This window comes from Streptomyces sp. NPDC052101, assembly GCF_040680235.1.
Taxonomy (GTDB): domain Bacteria; phylum Actinomycetota; class Actinomycetes; order Streptomycetales; family Streptomycetaceae; genus Streptomyces.
On record NZ_JBFAWH010000037.1, the window covers coordinates 17,592 to 39,019 of the forward strand.

Annotated in this window: 18 protein-coding genes and 1 pseudogene; 7 read left to right on the forward strand and 12 right to left on the reverse strand. The window is 72.8% G+C overall.

What is annotated here, in order from left to right; genetic code table 11:
* Positions 1-67: 67 nt before the first annotated feature.
* The 3 genes from AB0L75_RS37490 to AB0L75_RS37500 all read left to right on the forward strand — a co-directional run bounded on the left by AB0L75_RS37490 (position 68) and on the right by AB0L75_RS37500 (position 1,525).
* Positions 68-442 (forward strand): helix-turn-helix transcriptional regulator, encoded by a 375-nt coding sequence (locus tag AB0L75_RS37490; RefSeq protein WP_365190492.1) that lies wholly within the window; start codon positions 68-70, stop codon positions 440-442.
* A 163-nt stretch (positions 443-605) separates the two neighbouring features.
* Positions 606-1,076 carry a DNA starvation/stationary phase protection protein gene (locus AB0L75_RS37495; RefSeq protein WP_365190550.1) on the forward strand — a complete coding sequence of 157 codons (471 nt, stop codon included), beginning with the start codon at positions 606-608 and terminating at the stop codon, positions 1,074-1,076.
* Between the two features lie 170 nt (positions 1,077-1,246).
* Positions 1,247-1,525: a hypothetical protein gene (locus AB0L75_RS37500; protein WP_365190494.1), complete on the forward strand. Its 279-nt coding sequence runs from the start codon at positions 1,247-1,249 to the stop codon at positions 1,523-1,525.
* On the opposite strand, the gene AB0L75_RS37505 is transcribed toward AB0L75_RS37500, so the two are convergent.
* The 4 genes from AB0L75_RS37505 to AB0L75_RS37520 all read right to left on the reverse strand — a co-directional run bounded on the left by AB0L75_RS37505 (position 1,473) and on the right by AB0L75_RS37520 (position 9,508).
* Positions 1,473-2,237, reverse strand: a complete 765-nt coding sequence (locus tag AB0L75_RS37505) for an SDR family NAD(P)-dependent oxidoreductase (protein WP_365190495.1) — start codon at positions 2,235-2,237, stop codon at positions 1,473-1,475. The two genes, AB0L75_RS37500 and AB0L75_RS37505, sit on opposite strands and share 53 nt — an antisense overlap.
* 66 nt (positions 2,238-2,303) lie before the next feature.
* Positions 2,304-3,143: a DNA-formamidopyrimidine glycosylase family protein gene (locus tag AB0L75_RS37510; protein ID WP_365190496.1), complete on the reverse strand. Its 840-nt coding sequence runs from the start codon at positions 3,141-3,143 to the stop codon at positions 2,304-2,306.
* A gap of 66 nt (positions 3,144-3,209) precedes the next feature.
* Positions 3,210-8,207 carry an ATP-dependent helicase gene (locus AB0L75_RS37515; protein WP_365190498.1) on the reverse strand — a complete coding sequence of 1,666 codons (4,998 nt, stop codon included), beginning with the start codon at positions 8,205-8,207 and terminating at the stop codon, positions 3,210-3,212.
* A 326-nt stretch (positions 8,208-8,533) separates the two neighbouring features.
* Positions 8,534-9,508: a hypothetical protein gene (locus AB0L75_RS37520; RefSeq protein WP_365190500.1), complete on the reverse strand. Its 975-nt coding sequence runs from the start codon at positions 9,506-9,508 to the stop codon at positions 8,534-8,536.
* Positions 9,509-9,588: 80 nt separating this feature from the next.
* Here AB0L75_RS37520 and AB0L75_RS37525 point away from each other — a divergent pair, with 80 nt between their 5' ends.
* Positions 9,589-9,783, forward strand: coding sequence for a DUF3046 domain-containing protein (locus AB0L75_RS37525; protein WP_365190502.1), 195 nt, complete (start codon positions 9,589-9,591; stop codon positions 9,781-9,783).
* Between the two features lie 208 nt (positions 9,784-9,991).
* Here the strand turns inward: AB0L75_RS37525 and AB0L75_RS37530 are convergent, their stop codons facing one another.
* Positions 9,992-10,735, reverse strand: a complete 744-nt coding sequence (locus AB0L75_RS37530; RefSeq protein WP_365190503.1) for a hypothetical protein — start codon at positions 10,733-10,735, stop codon at positions 9,992-9,994.
* Between the two features lie 129 nt (positions 10,736-10,864).
* Positions 10,865-11,651: pseudogene (locus AB0L75_RS37535) on the reverse strand (phosphotransferase).
* A gap of 237 nt (positions 11,652-11,888) precedes the next feature.
* Here AB0L75_RS37535 and recA point away from each other — a divergent pair.
* From recA to AB0L75_RS37550, 3 genes are all read left to right on the forward strand, one after another.
* On the forward strand, positions 11,889-13,016 hold the full coding sequence (recA, locus tag AB0L75_RS37540; protein WP_365190504.1) for a recombinase RecA: 1,128 nt from the start codon (positions 11,889-11,891) through the stop codon (positions 13,014-13,016).
* Positions 13,017-13,019: 3 nt separating this feature from the next.
* Positions 13,020-13,928, forward strand: coding sequence for a recombination regulator RecX (gene recX, locus AB0L75_RS37545; protein WP_365190506.1), 909 nt, complete (start codon positions 13,020-13,022; stop codon positions 13,926-13,928).
* A gap of 226 nt (positions 13,929-14,154) precedes the next feature.
* Positions 14,155-16,683, forward strand: coding sequence for an ABC transporter permease (locus tag AB0L75_RS37550; protein WP_365190507.1), 2,529 nt, complete (start codon positions 14,155-14,157; stop codon positions 16,681-16,683).
* Between the two features lie 99 nt (positions 16,684-16,782).
* Here the strand turns inward: AB0L75_RS37550 and AB0L75_RS37555 are convergent, their stop codons facing one another.
* From AB0L75_RS37555 to AB0L75_RS37580, 6 genes are all read right to left on the reverse strand, one after another.
* On the reverse strand, positions 16,783-17,220 hold the full coding sequence (locus AB0L75_RS37555) for a rhodanese-like domain-containing protein (RefSeq protein ID WP_365190551.1): 438 nt from the start codon (positions 17,218-17,220) through the stop codon (positions 16,783-16,785).
* A gap of 35 nt (positions 17,221-17,255) precedes the next feature.
* The gene (locus AB0L75_RS37560; protein ID WP_365190509.1) at positions 17,256-17,768 is read right to left on the reverse strand and encodes a cysteine dioxygenase; all 513 of its coding nucleotides are present in this window, start codon (positions 17,766-17,768) and stop codon (positions 17,256-17,258) included.
* 90 nt (positions 17,769-17,858) lie between these two features.
* Positions 17,859-17,945, reverse strand: coding sequence for a putative leader peptide (locus tag AB0L75_RS37565; RefSeq protein ID WP_313960178.1), 87 nt, complete (start codon positions 17,943-17,945; stop codon positions 17,859-17,861).
* A gap of 76 nt (positions 17,946-18,021) precedes the next feature.
* On the reverse strand, positions 18,022-19,626 hold the full coding sequence (locus AB0L75_RS37570; RefSeq protein ID WP_365190510.1) for an FAD-dependent monooxygenase: 1,605 nt from the start codon (positions 19,624-19,626) through the stop codon (positions 18,022-18,024).
* Between the two features lie 177 nt (positions 19,627-19,803).
* Positions 19,804-20,706 carry an amino acid ABC transporter permease gene (locus tag AB0L75_RS37575; RefSeq protein ID WP_365190512.1) on the reverse strand — a complete coding sequence of 301 codons (903 nt, stop codon included), beginning with the start codon at positions 20,704-20,706 and terminating at the stop codon, positions 19,804-19,806.
* Complete coding sequence (locus tag AB0L75_RS37580) at positions 20,703-21,368, reverse strand: amino acid ABC transporter permease (protein WP_365190513.1); 666 nt, start codon at positions 21,366-21,368, stop codon at positions 20,703-20,705. Before AB0L75_RS37580 ends, AB0L75_RS37575 begins: the two co-directional genes overlap by 4 nt.
* Between the last annotated feature and the right edge of the window lie 60 nt (positions 21,369-21,428).

Below are 21,428 nucleotides of genomic sequence, written 5' to 3' on the forward strand. Positions count from 1 at the left end.
CCGCGGCGCGAGGCGGTACGGTGGGGCGAGAAGGATGCGGCTACGCGGTCCGAGGAGGGAGCCACCGATGATTCTGCTCCGTCGCCTGCTGGGTGACGTGCTGCGTCGGCAGCGCCAACGCCAGGGCCGTACTCTGCGCGAAGTCTCCTCGTCCGCCCGAGTCTCACTCGGCTATCTCTCCGAGGTGGAGCGGGGGCAGAAGGAGGCTTCCTCCGAGCTGCTCGCCGCCATCTGCGACGCGCTGGACGTACGGATGTCGGAACTCATGCGAGAAGTGAGCGACGAGCTGGCGCTCGCCGAACTGGCCCAGTCCGCCGCGGCCACCGAGCCCGTGCGTACGCCGGTCCGTCCGATGCTGGGGTCGGTGTCGGTGGCCGGTGTGCCGCCGGAACGGGTGACCATCAAGGCGCCCGCGGAAGCGGTGGACGTGGTAGCCGCGTGAACCTCTGCGCGGCCTAGCGTTCCGAGACGAGTGAAGCCCCGGCCGGCTGTTCCAGGGAGACCTGGAGAGCCGGCCGGGGCTTGTCTTTGTGTGCGTTTGCCGGGCTTGGGCGGTGCGGTCATGGTGGAGGGACGTGACGGCGCCGAAGCACCGGAGGAAGCGGATGTACGTCGTGAAGAGCCCGTTGGCCGACGCGGACCTGAAGACCGTGACCGAGGCGCTGCAGGGCGCACTCGTGGACCTGGTGGACCTCTCCCTGGTCGCCAAGCAGATCCACTGGAACGTCGTCGGGCCCCGCTTCCGCTCCATCCACCTCCAGCTCGACGAGGTCGTCGCCTCCGCGCGGGCCCACTCCGACACCGTGGCCGAGCGGGCCTCGGCCCTGGGTGTCCCGCCCGACGGACGTGCCCCCACGGTGGCTTCCGGCAGCGGCATCAAGGCGACTCCGGCGGGCTGGATCAAGGACACGGACGCCGTGCGGACCATGGTGGACGCGCTCGGCGCGGTGATCACCCGGATGCGGGAGCGGGTGGACGCGACGGGGGAGCCGGACGCGGTGTCCCAGGACATCTTCATCTCGATCACGGCGGATCTGGAGAAGCACCACTGGATGTTCCAGGCGGAGAACGCGTGAGTGCTTCGGCCGGGGTCGGTGCCCTGTGCCTCGTCGGTGCCTGTGCTGTGCGTGCCGCCCGGGGGCTGCGCCCCCGAGGAGCTGTGTGGGTGCTGCACCTGTGAGCCCTCGGTGCGCCTACCGCGCTGTGCAAGCGGCGGTCTAGCGTCCCGCAGGAGGTGGTGGCGGGCATGGAGGCGCGGATAGTGCGCTGGGTGGTCGGGCTGGGGCTCGGAGCCGTGTGGTGGTGGGCTGTGCTGCGCATCGCCCTCGGACAGGGCACGGGCGTGCTGGAAGGCGCGGTCGCGGCCGGAGGGTGGGGGCTGAGCCTGCTGCCGGTGCACTGCGTGCCCAAGGGGCAGGCGGCCGGGGCGTTGCCGACGGGGCGCTGGGGGGCCGCCTGGCGTGCGGGGGACGTCACCAGGGCATCGCCACACCCCCGTTCGGGCGAAGAATCTGACCCGTCGTGAACGCCGACGCGTCCGACGCCAGGTACAGCACCGCATGAGCGACGTCGTCGGCCTCGCCGACCCGGCCCAGGGGCGCCATCCGGGACATCATGCCCTCGGTGTGCGCCTGTGCTTCCTGATCGTGGCGTTCGGTCATCGGGGTGCGGATCCAGCCAGGCGCGATCGCGTTGACCCGGATGCCGTGCCGCCCGACCTCGGTGGCCAGTGTCCTGGTCAGCTGGACCACGGCCGCCTTCGCCGCGCCGTAGCAGAGCAGGCCGGGGGCGCCGGTGTCCACCGCGCCGGACGCCATCGTGACGATGCTGCCCCGGGTGTCACGGGCCAGCATCAGACGTGCCGCCTCCTGGCAGGCGTGGAGCACGCCCTTGAAATTGACGTTCAGCACCCGGTCGAGATCCTCGTCACGGGTCTCCAGCACGGGGCTGCTGTGCATGATCCCGGCGATCGCCGCCATGACGTCCAGGTGCTCGCAGGACCGGACCGCCTCGGCCAGCGCCGCCCGGTCGGTGACGTCCAGGACATGCGTACGGGCCGCGCCGCCGCGTTTCTCGATCAGCTCCGCCGTGCCGCGCAGACCGTCCGGGTCCCGGTCGGCGCAGTGCACGCGCGCGCCCGCCTCGGCGAGCAGAACGGCGGAGGCCCGGCCGATGCCGCCGGCGGCTCCGGTGACGAATGCGGTGCGTCCGGTGAGGTCGTACGCCGTGAGGGGCATGTAGCGACGGTACGAGCATTTCTGACGGGCCGTCAATTAGCGGGAAGCGGCCATTGGCTCGCGCCGTCAGACTGCGCGGCGGGGGTGGCGGGCTCGCCGGCTCTGCGGTGAGCCGGGGGCGGGGCCCGTCTGGCAGGTGGGGCACCAGTAGGTGGGGCGCTCCCGTGAGCCGTCGCCCTGGTCGGCCGCACGGACGGGGGTGTGGCAACGCAGACAGGGGCGGGGTGCGCGGCCGTAGACGAACAGGTCGTGCCGGTGCAGGCCCGTGGTCTGGCGGACCGGGCGGTCGCGGTTCGCCTCCAGGAGCTTCCTGGCGAGCACGGGCAGCTGCTCGGCGCGGTCCGCGGGCAGCGCACCGGCCGGCAGCCACGGGGTGACACCGAGCAGGAAGCACAGCTCGCTCTTGTAGATGTTGCCGATGCCGGCCAGATTGCGCTGGTCGAGCAGGGCCTCGCCGAGCGGGCGGGCGGGGTCGGCGAGGACGTTGGCGAGGGCACGCTCGGGGTCCCAGTCCGGGCCGAGCAGATCCGGGCCCAGGTGGCCGACGACCCGCTCTTCCTCGCTCGTACGCAACAGCTCCAGGACCTGGAGGCGATAGCCCACGGCCGTACGGTCGGCGGTGGAGAGGACCGCACGGATCTGGTGCGCCGGGCCGCCGCGCCAGCGCTCGTCCGTGCCGTACACCTTCCAGGCCCCCTCCATCCGCAGATGCGTGTGCAGGGTCAGGCCGCCCTGGAACCGGGTGAGCAGGTGCTTGCCGCGCGGGATCGTGCTGAGCACCGTACGACCCGTGAGGTCGACCGTCGCGTACTTCGGCACCCTGAAGTCGCTGCGGGTCAGCGCCGTGCCCGCGAGGGCCTCGTGCAGCCGCCTTGCGGCCTGCCAGACCGTGTCACCTTCGGGCATGCGTCCAGGGTGCCACGCTCGGGTGAGGCGGGCGCACGACGGCGGTGCCCGGACGCTCGGCGGCGGTCACGCTCTCAGCCGCAGGCCGCGCGGCGTGGCCACGAAACCCGCGGCTTCCAGAAGGGTGCCCATGGGGGAGGTCAGGGCCTGGGCGCCGTTGATCCGCTCGACCGTGACCGTGCCGAGGGTACCCGCGCGGGCCGCCGCGGCCAGGGCCTCGGCCGCCGTACGCAGACGGGGATCGTCCGGGGCCTCGGTGTCCGGCGCGGTGGGCCAGGCCAGCAGGGTCTTGCCGCCGCGCTCCATGTACAGCGTCAGCTCCCCCTCCACCAGCACGACCAGCGAGCCCGCCTTGCGGCCCGGCTTGTGTCCGGCACCGGTCGGCGGCTCGGGCCAGGAGAGGGCCGCGCCGTAGGCATTGGCGGGGTCGGCCGCGGCGAGGACCACGGCACGGGGGTCGGGCCCGGCCGTGCCCATACGCCCGCTGCCGTACGCCCGGTAGGGCGGTGAGCCGTAGCCGCCCGCTCCGCCTCCTCGGGAGCCGCCGTAGCCGGGGGAGGCGAAGGGGTCGGCGAGGTCGCGGGGGGAGACATGGTCGCCGGGGGAGGGCGAGGGGTCCGCCGGGGGCCAGGTGAAGTCACCGTCGAGGCCCGGGTGCGCGAATCCGCCGTCGCTTCCGTCGAAGGCGCCGGGGAGTGCGTGGTCGTGCGGGGTGCCGTCCGTCGCGCCGAAGGTGTTCGGGAAGGCCGCATCGGTGAAGCCGGCCGGGAGGCCCGGGGCGGGGAAGCCGTCCTGGCGGGCCGGGGAGGTCAGGCTCTCACCGCGCTCGTGGGCGCTGGCCACCGCACGGAGCCGGTCCACCGCACCGTCCATGGCGAACTGGGCCGCTCCCAGGCCCTCGACCACATAGCCGCGCCGCGCCTGACCGCTGTCCTCGAACGCGGACAGCACGCGGTACACCGCCGAGAAGCCGCCCTCGATCCCCTCCGCGGCAACCGCCCCGCGGGTGACCACGCCGTGCCGGTCCAGGAGGGTGCGTGCCAGCGCGTGGGCGCGCACGGTGGCGTCGGGTTCGGCCGCGGGGAGCAGCGACCAGCGGCCGGCGACGGTCGGCGGGCCCGAACGGGAGGCGGTGCGCGCGGCGGCCGTCAGGGAGCCGTAACGCCCGCGCGGGACGGCGCGCTTGGCGCGATGGGCCGTGGAGCCCGCCGTACGACCGGATCCCAGGAGCGAGCGCATCGGGGCCAGGGTGTCGTTGGTGAGCCGGCCCGACCAGGCCAGGTCCCAGAGCGCGTCGGCCAGTTGGGGGTCGGTGACGTCGGGGTGGGTGGTGGCACGGACCTGGTCGGTGATCTGGCGGAAGAACAGGCCGTAGCCGCCGGAGAGCGCGTCCAGGACGGACTGGTGGAGCGCGGTCAGCTCCAGGGGGTGGGGCGGCGGGAGCAACAGCGGGGCCGCGTCCGCCAGATAGAGGGAGACCCAGCCGTCCTTGCCGGGCAGGGCGCCCGCGCCCGCCCACACCACTTCGCCGGCGGCCGTCAGCTCGTCGAGCATCGAGGGTGTGTAGGTCGCCACGCGGGAGGGCAGGACCAGCTTCTCCAGCGCGGAGGCGGGCACGGAAGCACCCTGCAACTGCTCGATGGCGCGCACCAGTCCGTCGATGCCGCGCAGACCGTGCCCCTTGCCGATGTGCTGCCACTGCGGCAGGAACTGGGCGAGCGCGGCCGGCGGCACAGGCTCCAGCTCATGGCGCAGGGCCGCCAGGGAGCGGCGGCGCAGCCGGCGCAGTACGGTCGCGTCGCACCACTCCTGGCCGATGCCCGCCGGATGGAACTCGCCCTGGACGACCCGGCCGCTCGCGGCAAGCCGCTGCAGGGCGCCCTCGGTGACCGCCACGCCCAGGCCGAAGCGGGCCGCGGCCGTGGCCGACGTGAACGGGCCGCGTGTGCGCGCGTACCGGGCGAGGAGATCGCCCAGGGGGTCCTTGACCGGCTCGGTGAAGGCCTCGGGCACACCGACCGGCAGGGCCGTGCCGAGCGCGTCACGCAGCCGGCCCGCGTCCTCGACCGCAGCCCAGTGGTCGGCTCCGGCGATCCGGACCCTGATGGCCCGGCGGGCTCCGGCCAGCTCATGCGCCCACTGCGGATCCGCGCCCCGCGCGACCAGCTCGGCGTCGGTCAGCGGGCCGAGCAACCGGAGCACGTCGGCCACGCCCTCCACGTCCTTCACCCGGCGGTCCTCGGTGAGCCACTGCAGCTCGCGCTCCAGCTCGGTCAGCACCTCGGCGTCGAGCAGCTCGCGCAGCTCCGCCTGGCCCAGCAGCTCGGCCAGCAGCCGGGAGTCCAGGGACAGCGCGGCGGCACGACGCTCGGCCAGCGGCGAGTCGCCCTCGTACAGGAACTGGGCGACGTACCCGAACAGGAGCGAGCGGGCGAACGGGGACGGCTCCGGGGTGGTGACCTCGACCAGGCGCACCTTGCGGGACTCGACGTCGCCCATCAGCTCGACGAGCCCGGGGACGTCGAAGACGTCCTGGAGACATTCGCGCACGGCCTCCAGCACGATCGGGAACGAGCCGAACTCGCTCGCCACCTGGAGCAGTTGGGCCGCGCGCTGGCGCTGCTGCCACAGCGGGGTGCGCTTGCCGGGGTTGCGGCGCGGCAGCAGCAGCGCGCGGGCGGCGCACTCGCGGAACCGGGAGGCGAACAGGGCGGAGCCGCCGACCTGGTCGGTGACGATCTGGTCGACCTCGCCCTTGTCGAAGGAGACGTCTCCCGCGCCGATGGGCGCCTGCTCGCTGTCGTACTCCGTGCCGGCCTTCATCGGTGCCTGGTCGAGCAGGTCCAGGCCCATCAGGTCGGCGTCGGGCAGGCGCAGCACGATGCCGTCGTCGGCGTGCATGACCTGCGCGTCCATGCCGTACCGCTCGGACAGCCGGGCGCCGAGGGCGAGGGCCCAGGGGGCGTGCACCTGGGCGCCGAAGGGGGAGTGGACGACGACCCGCCAGTCACCCAGCTCGTCCCGGAAGCGCTCCACGACGATCGTGCGGTCGTCCGGGACATGGCCGCAGGCCTCGCGCTGCTCGTCCAGGTACGACAGCACGTTGTCCGCCGCCCAGGCGTCCAGGCCCGCCGCCAGCAGCCGCAGCCGTGCGTCGTCCTTGGGCAGCGAGCCGACCTCGCGCAGGAACGCGCCCACCGCGCGGCCCAGTTCGAGCGGGCGGCCCAGCTGGTCGCCCTTCCAGAAGGGCAGCCTGCCCGGCACGCCGGGCGCGGGGGAGACCAGGACCCGGTCGCGGGTGATGTCCTCGATCCGCCAGGAACTCGTGCCCAGCGTGAAGACGTCGCCCACCCGGGACTCGTAGACCATCTCCTCGTCCAGCTCGCCGACCCGGCCGCCGCCCTTCTTGGGGTCGGAACCGGCGAGGAAGACCCCGAACAGGCCGCGGTCGGGGATCGTGCCGCCCGAGGTGACGGCGAGGCGCTGGGCGCCCGGGCGGCCGGTGATCGTGCCGGCCACGCGGTCCCACACCACGCGCGGGCGCAGCTCCGCGAACGCGTCGGACGGATAACGGCCCGCGAGCATGTCGAGGACCGCCGTGAACGCCGACTCGGGCAGCGACGCGAAGGGGGCCGCCCGCCGGACCATGGCGAGCAGGTCGTCGAACTGCCAGGTGTCCAGCGCCGTCATGGCGACCAGCTGCTGCGCAAGCACGTCCAGCGGGTTCGCGGGCACCTTCAGGGACTCGATCGAGCCCGTGCGCATCCGCTCGGTGACCACGGCCGCCTGGACGAGGTCACCGCGGTACTTCGGGAAGACGACACCGGTGGAGACGGCACCCACCTGGTGTCCCGCTCGGCCGACGCGCTGGAGCCCGGAGGCGACCGAGGGCGGGGACTCGACCTGCACGACCAGGTCGACGGCGCCCATGTCGATGCCCAGCTCCAGGCTGGACGTGGCGACCACAGCGGGCAGCCGGCCCGCCTTCAGGTCCTCCTCGACGAGGGCGCGCTGCTCCTTGGAGACCGAGCCGTGATGCGCGCGGGCGATCACCGGGGGCGCGCCCTGGGCCGCGCCCGAGCCGCCCATCAGCTGGGCCGGGGAGTGATGCTCCTCCAGCGTCTCGCCGGTCGCCCGCTCGTACGCGATCTCGTTGAGCCGGTTGCACAGCCGCTCGGCCAGGCGGCGGGAGTTGGCGAACACGATAATGGAGCGGTGGGACTGGACCAGGTCGGCGATTCGCTCCTCCACATGCGGCCAGATCGACGGCCGCTCGGCGCCGTCGCCCGCGTCGGCCGCCGGGGAGCCGCTCAGCTCGCCCATGTCCTCGACCGGGACGACCACGGACAGGTCGAACTCCTTGCCGGACTCCGGCTGGACGATCTCCACCTTGCGGCGCGGCGAGAGATACCGGGCCACCTCGTCCACCGGGCGGACGGTGGCCGAGAGACCGATCCGCCGGGCCGGCCTCGGCAGCAGCTCGTCGAGCCGCTCCAGGGAGAGCGCAAGATGGGCGCCGCGCTTGGTGCCCGCGACCGCGTGCACCTCGTCCAGGATCACTGTCTCCACGCCCGTCAGAGCATCGCGCGTGGCCGAGGTCAGCATCAGGAACAGCGACTCGGGGGTGGTGATCAGGATGTCCGGCGGACGCGTGGACAGCGCGCGCCGCTCGGCGGCCGGGGTGTCACCGGAGCGGATGCCGACCCTGGCCTCGGGCTCGGGCAGGCCCAGGCGCACGGACTCCTGGCGGATGCCGGTCAGCGGGCTGCGCAGATTGCGCTCGACGTCGACCGCGAGGGCCTTCAGCGGGGACACGTACAGAACCCGGCAGCGTTTCTTCGGGTCGGCCGGGGGCGGGGTGGAGGCGAGCTGGTCCAGGGCGGCGAGGAACGCGGCCAGCGTCTTGCCCGAGCCGGTCGGGGCCACCACCAGCACGTCCGAGCCCGCGCCGATGGCCTGCCACGCGCCCGCCTGGGCCGCGGTGGGCGCGGAGAACGCCCCCGTGAACCAGCCGCGGGTCGCGGGTGAGAAGCCGTCGAGGGCTCGGTGTGCGGAGCTGACCATGCGTCCATCCTGCACCCGGCCACTGACAATCGTGCTGACCTGGGAAAACGTCCTGCGGTGAGGAGCAGGCGCGGCCCGGTCGCCGCCGGTGGGGCGGGGCACGGGTGGGGCGGGGAACGGACGGGTGGGGAAAGGGGTGGGCGTCGGCCGGCGAAGCGCGCACACCCACCACCACGGCACCGACGTGATCGCGGGCGCGAATGGTCAACCCGGACCGATGCTGCTCTCGCCGTTCCTGATGGTCGTCGCAGCGGCCGTGGTGGTGACGGCGGGCGTACGGGCGTCGGTGGGTGATGCCGGACCGACCGACGTCGATGCCGGACGGCTCAGCCCACGAAGCGGCCGTACGCCCGAAGGATGCGCAGTGCCTCGATCGTCACCAGGGCACGTGACTCCAGCGCGGGGGCCGGCGCCCATGGGCGCCGGGGGTACCACCCGCGGTTCGGACAGTGGGGAAGGGCCGGCCAGCCGCCGTCGTCCTGTTGCTCGGCGGCCAGGTGGTCCAGGGAGCGTGCCATCTCGTCGTCCGTGAACCACGCGCGCGCGAGTGACTCCGGACTCCTGGCGAAGTCGTGCGGGAAGTGGTGCTCGCCGGGGGCATAGCCGGAGGCCACCGGATACGCGTCGAGCCGGTCCGGGTCCAGGGCCGCGAGCCGTTGCTCCCGCACCATGCGGCCGAGCCGGTCCGCGGCGGCCTCCGCACGCGAGCGGTCGGGAGCGGAGTCCAGGAAGGCCACGGCGGCCTCCACCTCGTACGGATGGGACTTGTCCAGGGACTCCACGGCCCGCCAGCAGAAGTCGGTGGCCCGGAACAGCCAGGCGTGCCACACCTCGTTGCGGTGCAGCACCCCGACCACCGGTCCGGTGGCGAGCAGCTCGCTGGGAGGGTCGTCGACGACCGGGACGAACGGTGCCGTCGGATAGCCGCGCTGACGGGGATGGACCGCCGGCAGGGCGCCGTCCGCGGTGGAGACCGACGTCAGATAGCGGCAGACCCGCTCGACCCGCTGCCCGCCGCAGCGCCCGATGGCGTCCAGGACGCCCAGCGCGTGCGCGGTGTGCAGGGGCTGGCTCACGGGGCCGCGCAGATCGGGCTCCAGCCCGTGCCCGTACCCGCCGTCCTCGTTGCGGTATGCGTCCAGTGCCGTTTCCACCGCGTCCGGGGTGCCGTGCAGGAAGTGGTGCGCGAAGAGGCGCTGCTCCAGCACGCGCGCGGTGAGCCACACGAACTGCTCGGCGCGGAAGAGCGGGGACCGCGCCGGGGCCGTGGAGGGGAGTGGGGAAGCTCCTGTTTCGGACATGCGTCAGACCGTAGGACGGAAAGCGGTCTCGGCAAGGGCTCCCTGCCGGGGCCCACCCCCAGGGGCGGGATACTGGAGTCATGCGGTTGACGGTCTTCTGGCAGCGGATGGCGGAACACTTCGGTCCGGGGTACGCCGACACCTTCGCGCGCGATCACGTCATGTCGGAGTTGGACGGGCACACGGTGAACGAGGCGCTGGACGCCGGCTGGGCCGCGAAGGACGTGTGGCGCGTGGTCTGCACGGTCATGGACGTGCCGGGTGAGCGGCACTGAAGCGCCCAGGCTCCCACGTGCTGCCCGTCGCATGGGGGCGTATGCGAAGCGGTACGTCGTCACGGACGAGCTGAGAGTGCACGGGCGACGCGGCCGGGGGCCGGGCGGCTCCGGGGTACTGGCGCGCATACGCGGCCCGCGGGCCCCACAGCCGGAACCGCAGGAGTCGTCGTAGGCCGGCGCCGCTTCGGTTCTGCCTTGCCTGTCTTCAGTACGTCAGCACCGCCCACACCCCCGCGCCGACGACGGCCGCCGCGTAACAGCCGACGGCCGCGGCCACGATCCGTCGGCGGGTCCGTTCGCTCCAGGGTGAGCGCGAGAGCAGCCAGGCCAGCGCGGGCAGGACGAGCACGGCGTGCAGGCTCACGCCGTGCAGGGGCTTGAGCGGGGCCGTCGAGTGGTAGGCGGCCTCCTGGTGGCCGGTCCTCGTCAGCACGACCCCGCGCGCGATCATCGCCGCCCCGGAGGCCAGCGCCACCAGCAGGATCGCGAACCCGGAGCGGATCGCGAGCGGCATGCCGGCAGGGCCCGCCGGTCGGTGCCGGAAGGACACCACGGCGAAGACCGTGAGCAGGGCGACGAGGACACCGCCGCCCACCGCGAGCGTCATGGACACCGCCGTGTCGAAGGGGGTCTCCATGTTCAGGTGCGAGGGCACCCGGCGCCACGCCTGGAGAGTGATCCCGCCGACCTCCACCACGCAGTCGGCGGCGAAGACGAGCAGCAGCACCGAGCGCAGCCGCGGGCTGAGGCGCAGGTACGACGTGACCCAGGTGAGCGCGATCAGCGTCAACCCGAAGGAGAGCCCGAAGGTGACGGGCTTGCGCCAGAAGACGGGGCCGTCCCAGGGGCCGCCGTCGACCGCGAACACCACCAGGTGCACGAGACCGGACAGCACGAGCAGCAGCCCTGTCGTTTGACAGAGGCGGTCGACGACGCGCGGATTCTCCATGGGCCAAGGCTCCCGGGGAGCGGCTCCGCGGTCGTCGTCCGGCCGAAGGCACCCGCGGTACGACTCGGGGAGTAGCGGCGCCGTTGCCGGACCGGGGACACCGAGAGCCACTGTGCCAACGGCGCCTGCTCAACCGCTTCGGCGACCGGCAAGGCGTCCCAGCGCGGCCCGGGCGGGTGGGCCCCAGCTGGGCTCGCCGCCCGGGCGGCCGTGGACGCCGGCCTCTCCGATGAGCATGCCGCTGAGGGCTGCGGCACCGCCCAGCCCCGGCGCGGCGCGGGACCGCGGGGTCCGGGGCGGGCCGGTAGACGCCGTGGAAGCGCTCGGCGGCGCCGTCCGGCAGGAGTGTCCAAGCGGCGGCGAGGTCGCAGGCCCGGATCGCCCGTACAGAGGTCGCCGAAGTCGATCACGCCGCAGAAAGAGCCGTCCGCGGTGGGGACGTTGGCCGGATGCAGGTCGCCGTGGAGCCACAGGGCCGGACCCGTCCAGGCGGGCGCGGCGACGGCGTCCTCCCAGACCGCGCGTACGGCGCCGGGGTCGGGGATCAGCCCCAGCTCGGTGGCCGAGGCGAGGCGCTCGGCGAACTGCACGGCGCGCTCGGCCAGCGGCCCGCCCCGGCCCCGCCCGGCACCCATGTGGTGACGATCCAGGGGCGCGGAAAGCGCTCGGAGGGCTCGCCGAGGCGCTGCGGGACGGGGGCCGGCAGGGGAAGGCGTGGGGCGAGGGCGGGCAGCCAGGCGTACTCCTTGCGCAGCAGTACGTCCGCGGACCGCGTCGCCCAGGGCAGCCGGACGGCCAGGTCGTCGCCGAGCCGCCACAGCTGGTTGTCCCAGCCGCGCGCGCCGAGCCGCAACGGGCGATCGGCCGGATCGGGGTGCTGGTCGCGCAGCAGATCCCGAACGATCCCTGCGGTGATCCCGGTCTCGGCCCGCTGAACCTTGGCCTCCGTGCTCCGTGATGCGCTTGACACAAAAATCGAACATCCATTCTCATGGGGCGCAGGCGAAGCTCTCGGCAGTGGCTTTCATCCCGTTTTGCAGGGAGAAGCCCCTCGGTTATCCACAGGCTGGGCCTGCGTCGGGGCGCATTGTCAGTGGCAGGCGTTAGCGTCTTTGACGTGAAGCGATCGACTCAAGCAAACCGGGTGGAACCCATGGCAGGAACCGACCGCGAGAAGGCGCTCGACGCCGCGCTCGCGCAGATTGAACGGCAATTCGGCAAGGGCGCGGTCATGCGCATGGGCGAGCGGTCCAAGGAGCCCATCGAGGTCATCCCGACCGGGTCGACCGCACTCGACGTCGCCCTCGGCGTCGGTGGCCTGCCGCGCGGCCGTGTCGTGGAGATCTACGGACCGGAGTCCTCCGGTAAGACGACCCTGACCCTGCACGCCGTGGCCAACGCCCAGAAGGCCGGCGGCCAGGTGGCGTTCGTGGACGCGGAGCACGCCCTCGACCCCGAGTACGCGCGCAAGCTCGGCGTCGACATCGACAACCTGATCCTCTCCCAGCCGGACAACGGCGAGCAGGCCCTGGAGATCGTGGACATGCTGGTCCGCTCCGGCGCCCTCGACCTCATCGTCATCGACTCCGTCGCCGCGCTCGTCCCGCGCGCGGAGATCGAGGGCGAGATGGGCGACAGCCACGTGGGTCTGCAGGCCCGCCTGATGAGCCAGGCGCTCCGGAAGATCACCAGCGCGCTCAACCAGTCCAAGACCACCGCGATCTTCATCAACCAGCTCCGCGAGAAGATCGGCGTGATGTTCGGCTCCCCGGAGACCACGACCGGTGGCCGCGCACTGAAGTTCTACGCCTCGGTGCGTATCGACATCCGCCGCATCGAGACCCTGAAGGACGGCACCGAGGCGGTCGGCAACCGCACCCGCTGCAAGGTCGTCAAGAACAAGGTCGCGCCGCCCTTCAAGCAGGCCGAGTTCGACATCCTCTACGGCCAGGGCATCAGCCGCGAGGGCGGTCTGATCGACATGGGCGTGGAGCACGGCTTCGTCCGCAAGGCCGGCGCCTGGTACACGTACGAGGGCGACCAGCTCGGCCAGGGCAAGGAGAACGCGCGCAACTTCCTCAAGGACAACCCCGACCTGGCCAACGAGATCGAGAAGAAGATCAAGGAGAAGCTGGGCGTCGGTGTCCGGCCGGAGGAGCCCGCCGTCGAGCCCGGCGCGGACGCCGCGGTCACCACCGCGGCCGCCGACGACACCAAGACGGTGTCCACCCCGGCCGCCGCCAAGACCGCCAAGCCCAAGGCCGCCGCAGCCAAGAGCTGACCCGTGACACGACGAACCGACTGGGCCGAGTACGAGTACGCCACCCCCGGTGCCCCACGGGGGAGGGGCGCCGGGGGCTACCCGGACCCCGCCCCGGGCGGTGACGACGGATACCGGGACGACGGACACAGGGACGACGGCTACGCGGGTTTCGACGCTGACGACGGGCGCGGCGACCACCGTGGAAGCGGGGGATACGGGGAAGACGCCGGCGCTGCCCACCCGGGCGACCCGGGCGAGGGGCCGTACGGGGGCGGCTCGTCCGGCCGCGGCTCAGGTCGTGGCTCCGGCAATGGCGTCGGCCCGCGGGGCGGCCGGGGGCGGGGCCGACGGCGGCGCGGCTTCGGGGACGCGCCCGGTGAGGACGAAGGCCCCCCTTCCTCGTCGAGGGCCGAGCGGGGGGAGTCTTCAGGGGACCTGGCTGAGCGGGCACGGGCGATCTGCCTGCGCCTGCTCACCGGGACCCCGCGCACCCGCAAGCAACTCGCGGACGCCCTGCGCAAGCGGGAGATCCCCGAGGATGTGGCCGAGGAGGTGCTGTCGCGGTTCGAGGAGGTCGGGCTGATCAACGACAGCGCGTTCGCGGACGCCTGGGTGGAGTCCCGGCACCATGGCCGGGGACTCGCGCGGCGGGCGCTCGCCCGGGAACTGCGCACCAAGGGCGTCGACTCGGCGCTCATCGACGAGGCCGTCTCCCAGCTCGACTCCGAGCAGGAGGAAGCGACGGCCCGCGAGCTGGTGGACCGGAAGCTGAGCGCCACCCGTGGCCTCGACCGCGACAAGCGGCTCCGCCGCCTTGCCGGCATGCTCGCCCGCAAGGGCTATCCCGAGGGCATGGCTCTCCGCGTCGTGCGCCGGGCTCTGGAGGAAGAGGGCGAGGACACGGAGTTCCTCGGAGAAGGCGACTTCTGAGTCCTCGGGCCGGGGGGCTTGGCGGATGGGGCGAGGGCTCCGGTCTCTGAACTCCAAGGAGCCGCAAGGGGGTTAACCCCAGCCGAAGACACCAGGGCACCGCAGTGACCCCCGGGCGCGGGCGGGGCGAGTCTGTACGCACGCTCCGGACCACGGCACGCACACCCGCCCGAGGGCCGGCCGTGTACGACCCAGCCGACGCGTACAACAGAAGAGAGCCCGCCCGATGATGCTGCGATACGCCCTCAGGACAGTCCGCGCCCGGAAGGCGGGATTTCTCGGCGCCTTTCTCGCGCTGATGTGCGCGGCCGCTCTGATCACCGCCTGCGGCACCCTCCTCGACACCGGCCTGCGCGGCACCATCCGCACCGAGCGTTACGCCGCCGCACCCGTCGTGGTCTCCGGCGACCAGTACGTGCACCAGACCACCGTCAAGCACAAGAAGGGCAAGACCAAGGTCAAGCACAAGGCGAAGCCCATCGCCGAGCGCGCCTGGCTCTCCGAGCGGCTGCGGACCAGACTCGCCCACGTCCCCGGCGTGGCCCAGGTCGTGCCCGAACTCAACTTCCTCGCCCAGCCGTTGTCCCCGGCCAGCACCGGCGGCCGTACCGCCTACGGGCACGCCTGGGACTCCGCCGCACTGACGCCGTACCGGCTGATCACCGGCAGCGCGCCCAGGTCCGGCGCCGACCTGGTCATCGACAGCGACCTCGCCGCACGGGCCCGGCTGCGGCCCGGTGACGGGCTCACCCTGCAGTCGACGCAGACCCCGCGCAGCTATCGCATCACCGGTATCGCCGCCCCGGCCACCGCCGTACGCCACCAGACGTCTCTCTTCTTCTCCGCCGCCGAGGCCCGCCGGCTGGCCGCGCACCCGGGGCAGGTCAGCGCCTTCGGGGTGCTGCCCGTGCAGGGGGCCGACCCCGAGCGGGTGCGCGACGCCGTGGCGCGGGCGCTGCACGGCACCACCGCCCAGGTCAGCGCGGGAGCGGCCCGGGGCCCCGTCGAGTTCCTGGACGCGGCTGCCGCCCGCACCCGGCTGGTCAGCATGGGCGGCGCCATGGGCGGAACCTCGCTGCTGGTGGCGGTGCTCGTGGTCGTCGGCACCTTCGCACTCACCGTGCAGCAGCGCCACCGTGAACTCGCACTGCTCCGCGCCATCGCCGCCACGCCCGGACAGATCCGCAAGCTGCTCGGCAGGGAGGCGCTGATCGTCGGAGCGGCGGCGGGCACGGCGGGCGCGCTGCTCGGGCTGCCGCTCGGTGGCTGGCTGCACTCCAGGTTCGTCGCCCTTGGCGCCGTACCCGCCACACTCGAGCACACCGTCAGTGTCTTCCCGCCGCTCGCCGCCCTCGCTGCCACCCTGCTCGGCGCCTGGGCCGCCGCCCGGATCGCCTCCCGCAGGATCGCCCGGATCCGCCCGGCCGAGGCTCTGGCCGAAGCCAGGACCGAACGGAGTCGTCCTGCCTGGGGCCGGATCGTCGCCGGACTGCTGCTTCTCGCCGGTGGAGTCGTCCTCGTCGCCGTCCTCACCTCCCTGCGCACCGAACCCGCCTCGACTCCCGTGACCTTCCTCGCCGTCGTCGTCCTGTCCACCTCCGTCGCGCTGCTCGGTCCCCTGCTGGTCAAGGCGGCCGCGCTGCTGCTCGCCGGCCCGCTCCGGCTCACCGGTCACGGCGGCCGCCTCGCCACCGCCAATCTGCGCGGCAACGCCGCCCGTATGGCCTCCGTCGTCACCCCCCTCACCTTGCTCGTCGGCATGACCTGCACCGTCCTGTTCGTCCAGTCCACCCTCGCCGACGCTGCCCGCAGCCAGGTCTGGGACGGTGTCCGAGCCGACTGGGTCGTCGCCGCGCAGGGGCCCGGCGTCCCCGGCGAGGCGGCGCAGAGGCTGCGTGCCGGGCACGACACCGCCACCGAAGTCGTCCGTACGACCGTCCGCGTCGGCCTCGACAAGTACCCCGCGCAAGGCCTCACCCCGGCAGGCCTGACCCGCACCTGGGATCCGCAGGTCACGGCCGGCTCCCTCGACCGGCTCGGCCGGCACACGGTCGCGGTCAGCCAACTGGCGGCGGGACAGCATCACTTGAAGCCCGGAAGTGCCCTGAAACTCACCCTCGGCGACGGGACGCCCGCCACGCTCACCGTCGCCGCCGTCTATGCCCGGGGTCTCGGCTTCGGCGACTTCACCTTCGACCACGACCTCATCGCCCGCCACGTCGACAACCCGCTCGCCTCCTCCGTCCTCGTCAGCACGACCCGTACACAGACACAACTCGCGACTACGCTCCGTGAGTTCCCGGGTCTGCGGATTCTTTCGCCGGCCGATGCCGACACCCTGCAGGCCGACCGTCAGCAGGCGAACGCCGAGGTCAACTATCTCGCCATGGGGCTCGTGCTGGCGTTCGCCGCCATCGCCGTCGTCAACACGCTGGCCATGTCGGTCGCAGAGCGTGTCCGGGAGTTCGCCCTGCTCCGCCTCGCCGGCGCGACCCGCCGTCAGGTGCTGCGCATGCTGCGCACCGAGGCGCTGTCCGTACTGCTCCTCGCCACCTCGCTCGGCAGCGGTATCGCTCTCGCCGTACTCACCGCGTTCAGCGTGGGGATGACGGGCCGGGCGGCGCCCTCGGCCACGCCCCTGCTCTACGTCACCGTCGTCGGCGTCGCCGGTCTTCTCGCACTCGTGGCCAGTGCGGTTCCCGGGCGGGCGGCGCTTCGGGTGCGGGCGGTGACGGTGGCCACGGCGAAGGAGTAGGAGGAGGGCAGCCGTACGGAACCCTCGCGCCGGGCAAGGGGGTTCCGTACGGCTGCCGGTGTCGTCACCGTTTGCCGGGTTCCCCGGGCCGGCGCCGGCTCAGGACGCCGCCGGCTCCACCGGGAGTCCCTCCGTCCGCCATGCCTGGAAGCCGCCCACCAGGTCCGTCGCCCGGTGCAGGCCCAGTTGGTGGAGGGAGGCGGCGGCGAGGCTGGAGGCGTAGCCCTCGTTGCAGACCACGACGACGCGCAGGTCGTGGCCGGTGGCCTCGGGGACGCGGTGGCTGCCCTGGGGGTCGAGGCGCCACTCCAGTTCGTTGCGCTCGACGACGAGCGCACCGGGAATCAGCCCGTCCCGCTCGCGCAGGGCCGCGTACCGGATGTCGACCAGCAGCGCCTCGCCCTTCCGAGCCGCCTCGTGCGCCTCCCGAGCCCCGATGCGCCGGTAGCCCGCCCGTACCTGGTCCAGCAACCCGTCTATGCCGACCGGCCGTTCTTCACCTCGGCCGGCCGCCCTTCCGGTGTTGCCGGCCTGCACCACGGCACCTGCCCGTGCCGTCTCCGCCGTGCCGCTCACTGCCAGTCCTCCGGGCGTTCGACCTGCTCGAGGCGGAGTACATGACCGGCGCGGCTGTAGCGGCGGATGCGTGGCAGGGGCGGGTAGTAGGCGTGCACGGAGATCGCGTGCGCGTCGCGGGAGTCGTTGAGGACCTCGTGGACATGGTGGTGGCCGAAGGCGCGGCCCTCGCCGGCGGGCAGCCGGCGTTCGCGGTCCACGCCCTCGGTGAGTTCCAGGGTCTTCCAGCCGTCGGTCGGCAGCCGGGTCGCGAGTGAGTTCTCCTTGAGCGCGCCGGAGGCCGTGAGGAAGGCGCCGACCGAGTCGGCGTGGTCGTGCCAGCCGGTGCCGGCGCCGGGCGGCCAGCCGATCAGCCATGCCTCGCTGCCACCCGGACCCTCCAGCCGCACCCAGGTGCGGCCCTCCGGGTCGAGCGGCAGGGAGGCGATCAGCTCGGCGTCGGCGGCCGTGCGCCGTACGAAATCGAGGAGGTCCGCCTGGGTGGGCGCCGAGCCGACGGCAGGGGACACGGGAACAGGGGAGACAGACACGTACACCGTCCTGAGATGCGTTCGCGGAACGGGCGCACGACGGCGCCGGGAAGGAAGAGGGATGCGAATTCAGCAGGACGGGCGACACACGCAGCCCGCGTAGCGGACGAGGTCCATGTGGACCCTCCGCCACAGGCGCACACAGGTGTCGGTCATGGTCCGGAGTACAGCATGAGCGTGCCCTTCGGTCAACTCACCGTCACCATGTGGACAGAGGGTGACGGCCCCCGGCTCAGCGCGCGCCGGAGGCCGCCTGTGCCGCCTCCTTCGCCGGGCTGCCCACCGCTGCCTCCGCCGCCGCGTACAGCACCGCCGGACGGACCCCGCTCAGCACGGTGACCAAGTGGCCGTCGGGGCGCACGAGCAGCACACTGTGCGCCGGCGCACCCGGGTAGCTCTCGGCGACCAGCAGCTCGGCGGGGTGGGGCAGCGCCGTCACGGCCGCAGCGAGCCGGGGCATGATCCCGGCGGACGCCCAGTGCTTGCGGTCCCACACGCCCGTACCTGGCGCGATCAGGACGACGAGCAGGGCGCCGCGGCTGAACCGGTCGCGCAGGTGCACGAAGGAACCGTCCTCCGCGGTGACCCGTACATCGGTGACCAGTGCGCCGCGCGGGGTGTCGACCGGGATCTCGCCCTCCAGCTGCCCGGGCGCGAGCGGGGAGTCCGCGTACACCCCCGGCGCACCCAGCGACCCGCGCCCCAGATGACCGTCCGTGAGCAGCGCGTCGTGGCCCCGCGCCGCGCCGGGGACGATCTGGCGCAGCCCGCCGGAGCCGCGCAGCACCGGCAGCACCTGGTCGGCGGCGCGCAGTCGTGCGGTGACCACCGCGCGCCGCTCGGCCTGGTAGCTGTCCAGCAGGGCCTCGTGCGGGCCGTGGTGCCAGGCCGCGGCCAGCTTCCAGGCGAGGTTGTCGGCGTCCCTGAGGCCTTCGTCCAGCCCCTGGGCGCCGAGCGCGCCGAGCAGATGGGCCGCGTCCCCGGCGAGGAAGACCCGGCCCGCGCGCCAGCGGCGGGCGAGCCGGTGGTGCACCGTGTGGACACCGGTGTCGAGCAGGTCGTACGCCGGTGTGGAGCCCTCCGTCCAGCCCGCGAGCGTCTCGCGGATCCGGGCCACCAGGGTCTCGGGCGTGACCAGGTCCTTGCCCGGTGGCAGCAGCCAGTCCAGGCGCCACACGCTGTCCGGGAGGGGGCGGGCGGTCACCTCCCCGGCCGAGGGCCCGGACTGCCGCCACGGCGGCATCCGATGGAGCAACGTCTGGCCCTCCCACGGAAGTTCCGCGCGCAGCGCGGCGACCGCGTGCCGTTCCACCGCCGTACGCCCCGGGAAGCGGATGTCCTGGAGTTTGCGCACGGTGGAGCGCGGTCCGTCGCAGCCGACCAGGTAACTGCCGCGCCACCAGGTGCCGTTTGCGCCGCGGGTGTGCGCGGTGACGCCGGAACGGTCCTGCTCGATCGCGTCCAGGCGATGGTCCACGGCCGTCTTCACCAGCGGCTGGTCGGCGAGGGCCGCGCGCAGGGCGCCCGTGAGGACATGCTGGGCGATGTGCAGCGGGGCGGCGGGGTCCGACTCGGCGAAGGTGATCTCGCTCATCACCTGCCTGCGCCGCAGGGAGCGCCATCCGGCCCAGCGCACGCCCTGCTCGCCGAGCGCCATTCCGGTCAGCCGCTCCATCAGCGCGGCCGTGTCCTCGCGCAGCACGACGGTGCGCGCCGGGCGGGGCTCGTCCTTGCCGGGGCCCTCGTCCAGGACGACGGTCGGCACTTCCTGACGGGCCAGCGCCAGGGCGAGCGTGAGCCCGACGGGCCCCGCTCCGACGATGATCACCGGGTCCACGGCGTGGTGCCCCCTGCCCGCGGCGATGCCTTGACGGATGGCGGTTCACAAGAAGGTGAAGCGGGGTGCACGATCACAGAACGTATGCAACCCATTGGCAGAGTTTGCGTCAAGTGACCGGGGGCAGTGGCGATCATGCCGCTGCCCCCGGGAGCCGTATGGGTCAATGACGAGCCGTCAGACCGCGCTTCCGGTCCCGAAGGCGCCGCCCACCGCCGCCGGGTTCAGCTCCTCCATGTCCTCCGCGCCGAGCACCGCGCCCGTGCTGCGCTTGCTGCGCCGCAGCCTGCGCTCCAGCCAGCTCGCGAAGGACGTCAGGGCGAAGTTGAGCACGATGTAGATGACCGCCACGACGGTGAAGCTGGCGATGACGTTGGCGTAGTTGGCCGCGAGCGTGCCGCGCTCGCTCAGCAGTTCGGCGTAGCCGAGCATCACACCGCCCAGCGCCGTGTCCTTCACGATGACCACGAGCTGGCTGACGATGGCCGGCAGCATGGCGGTGACCGCCTGCGGGAGCAGGATGCCGGTCATCGTCTGCCCCTTGCGCAGGCCGATGGCGTACGCCGCCTCCGTCTGGCCCTTGGGCAGGGCCAGGATGCCGGCCCGCACGACCTCGGCGAGCACCGAGGCGTTGTAGAGCACCAGGCCGGTGACCACCGCGTACAGGGGCCGGTCGTCGCTGTTGACCTGCGTGTAGCGGTTGTAGAACTCGTTGGCGAACAGCATCAGCAGCAGGACCGGGATGGCCCGGAAGAACTCGACCACCACACTCGCCACGATGCGCACCCAGCGGTGGTCCGACAGCCGGGCGATACCGAAGACGGCGCCGAGCGGAAGGGCGATCACCATGGACAGCGCCGCCGCCTTGAGGGTGTTGACGAGTCCTGGCAGGAGGTACGTCGTCCAGGCCTCGGATGTGGTGAACGGCTGCCACAGGTCCCAGCGCAGCTGCTGCTTGTCGTCCATCGTCTTCCAGACCCACCAGACCAGCGCGGCGAGCAGGACGAGGAAGACGACGGACAGGAGGGCGTTGCGCCGCTTGGCGCGGGGGCCGGGAGTGTCGTAGAGGACGGAGCTCATCGCTTCACCGCCAGTCGCTTGCCGAGCCAGCCCAGGATCAGGCCGACGGGCAGGGTCAGGATCACGAACCCGAGGGCGAAGACGGCGCCGATGGCCAGGGTCTGTGCCTCGTTCTCGATCATGGTCTTCATGAGGGTCGCGGCCTCGGCGACGCCGATGGCGGCCGCGACGGTGGTGTTCTTCGTCAGGGCGATCAGGACGTTGGCCAGCGGGCCGATGACCGCGCGGAACGCCTGGGGCAGCACGATCAGGCGCAGGGTCTGGCTGAAGTTGAGCCCGATCGCACGGGCGGCTTCGGCCTGGCCGACCGGCACGGTGTTGATGCCGGAGCGGATCGCCTCGCACACGAAGGCGGCGGTGTAGGCGATGAGCCCGAGGATGGCCAGGCGAAAGCCCTGGACCTTGAAGTCGGAGGCGCCCAGCGTCACGCGGAAGATGTCGGCGAGACCGAGCGAGGTGAACAGGATGATGATCGTCAGCGGGATGTTGCGGACGATGTTCACATAGAGGGTGCCGAACCCGCGCATCATCGGGACCGGACTGACCCGCATCGCGGCCAGCAGGGTGCCCCAGACCAGGGAGCCGACCGCGGAGAGGACGGTGAGTTTCACCGTCATCCAGAACGCCCCTAGGACGTCGTAACCATGAAGAAAGTCGAACACGATCTCCCGCGCTTCCGGGTGTGTGGCGTACGTGGAGGGCGGGGCGCGCCGCCGGGAAAG

Coding starts and splice junctions, on each gene's coding strand:
- AB0L75_RS37490 (WP_365190492.1), top strand. CDS start 68: ATGATTCTGCTCCGTCGCCTGCTGGGTGACGTGCTGCGTCGGCAGCGC.
- AB0L75_RS37495 (WP_365190550.1), top strand. CDS start 606: ATGTACGTCGTGAAGAGCCCGTTGGCCGACGCGGACCTGAAGACCGTG.
- AB0L75_RS37500 (WP_365190494.1), top strand. CDS start 1,247: ATGGAGGCGCGGATAGTGCGCTGGGTGGTCGGGCTGGGGCTCGGAGCC.
- AB0L75_RS37505 (WP_365190495.1), bottom strand. CDS start 2,237: ATGCCCCTCACGGCGTACGACCTCACCGGACGCACCGCATTCGTCACC.
- AB0L75_RS37510 (WP_365190496.1), bottom strand. CDS start 3,143: ATGCCCGAAGGTGACACGGTCTGGCAGGCCGCAAGGCGGCTGCACGAG.
- AB0L75_RS37515 (WP_365190498.1), bottom strand. CDS start 8,207: ATGGTCAGCTCCGCACACCGAGCCCTCGACGGCTTCTCACCCGCGACC.
- AB0L75_RS37520 (WP_365190500.1), bottom strand. CDS start 9,508: ATGTCCGAAACAGGAGCTTCCCCACTCCCCTCCACGGCCCCGGCGCGG.
- AB0L75_RS37525 (WP_365190502.1), top strand. CDS start 9,589: ATGCGGTTGACGGTCTTCTGGCAGCGGATGGCGGAACACTTCGGTCCG.
- AB0L75_RS37530 (WP_365190503.1), bottom strand. CDS start 10,735: ATGGAGAATCCGCGCGTCGTCGACCGCCTCTGTCAAACGACAGGGCTG.
- recA (WP_365190504.1), top strand. CDS start 11,889: ATGGCAGGAACCGACCGCGAGAAGGCGCTCGACGCCGCGCTCGCGCAG.
- AB0L75_RS37550 (WP_365190507.1), top strand. CDS start 14,155: ATGATGCTGCGATACGCCCTCAGGACAGTCCGCGCCCGGAAGGCGGGA.
- AB0L75_RS37565 (WP_313960178.1), bottom strand. CDS start 17,945: ATGACCGACACCTGTGTGCGCCTGTGGCGGAGGGTCCACATGGACCTC.
- AB0L75_RS37575 (WP_365190512.1), bottom strand. CDS start 20,706: ATGAGCTCCGTCCTCTACGACACTCCCGGCCCCCGCGCCAAGCGGCGC.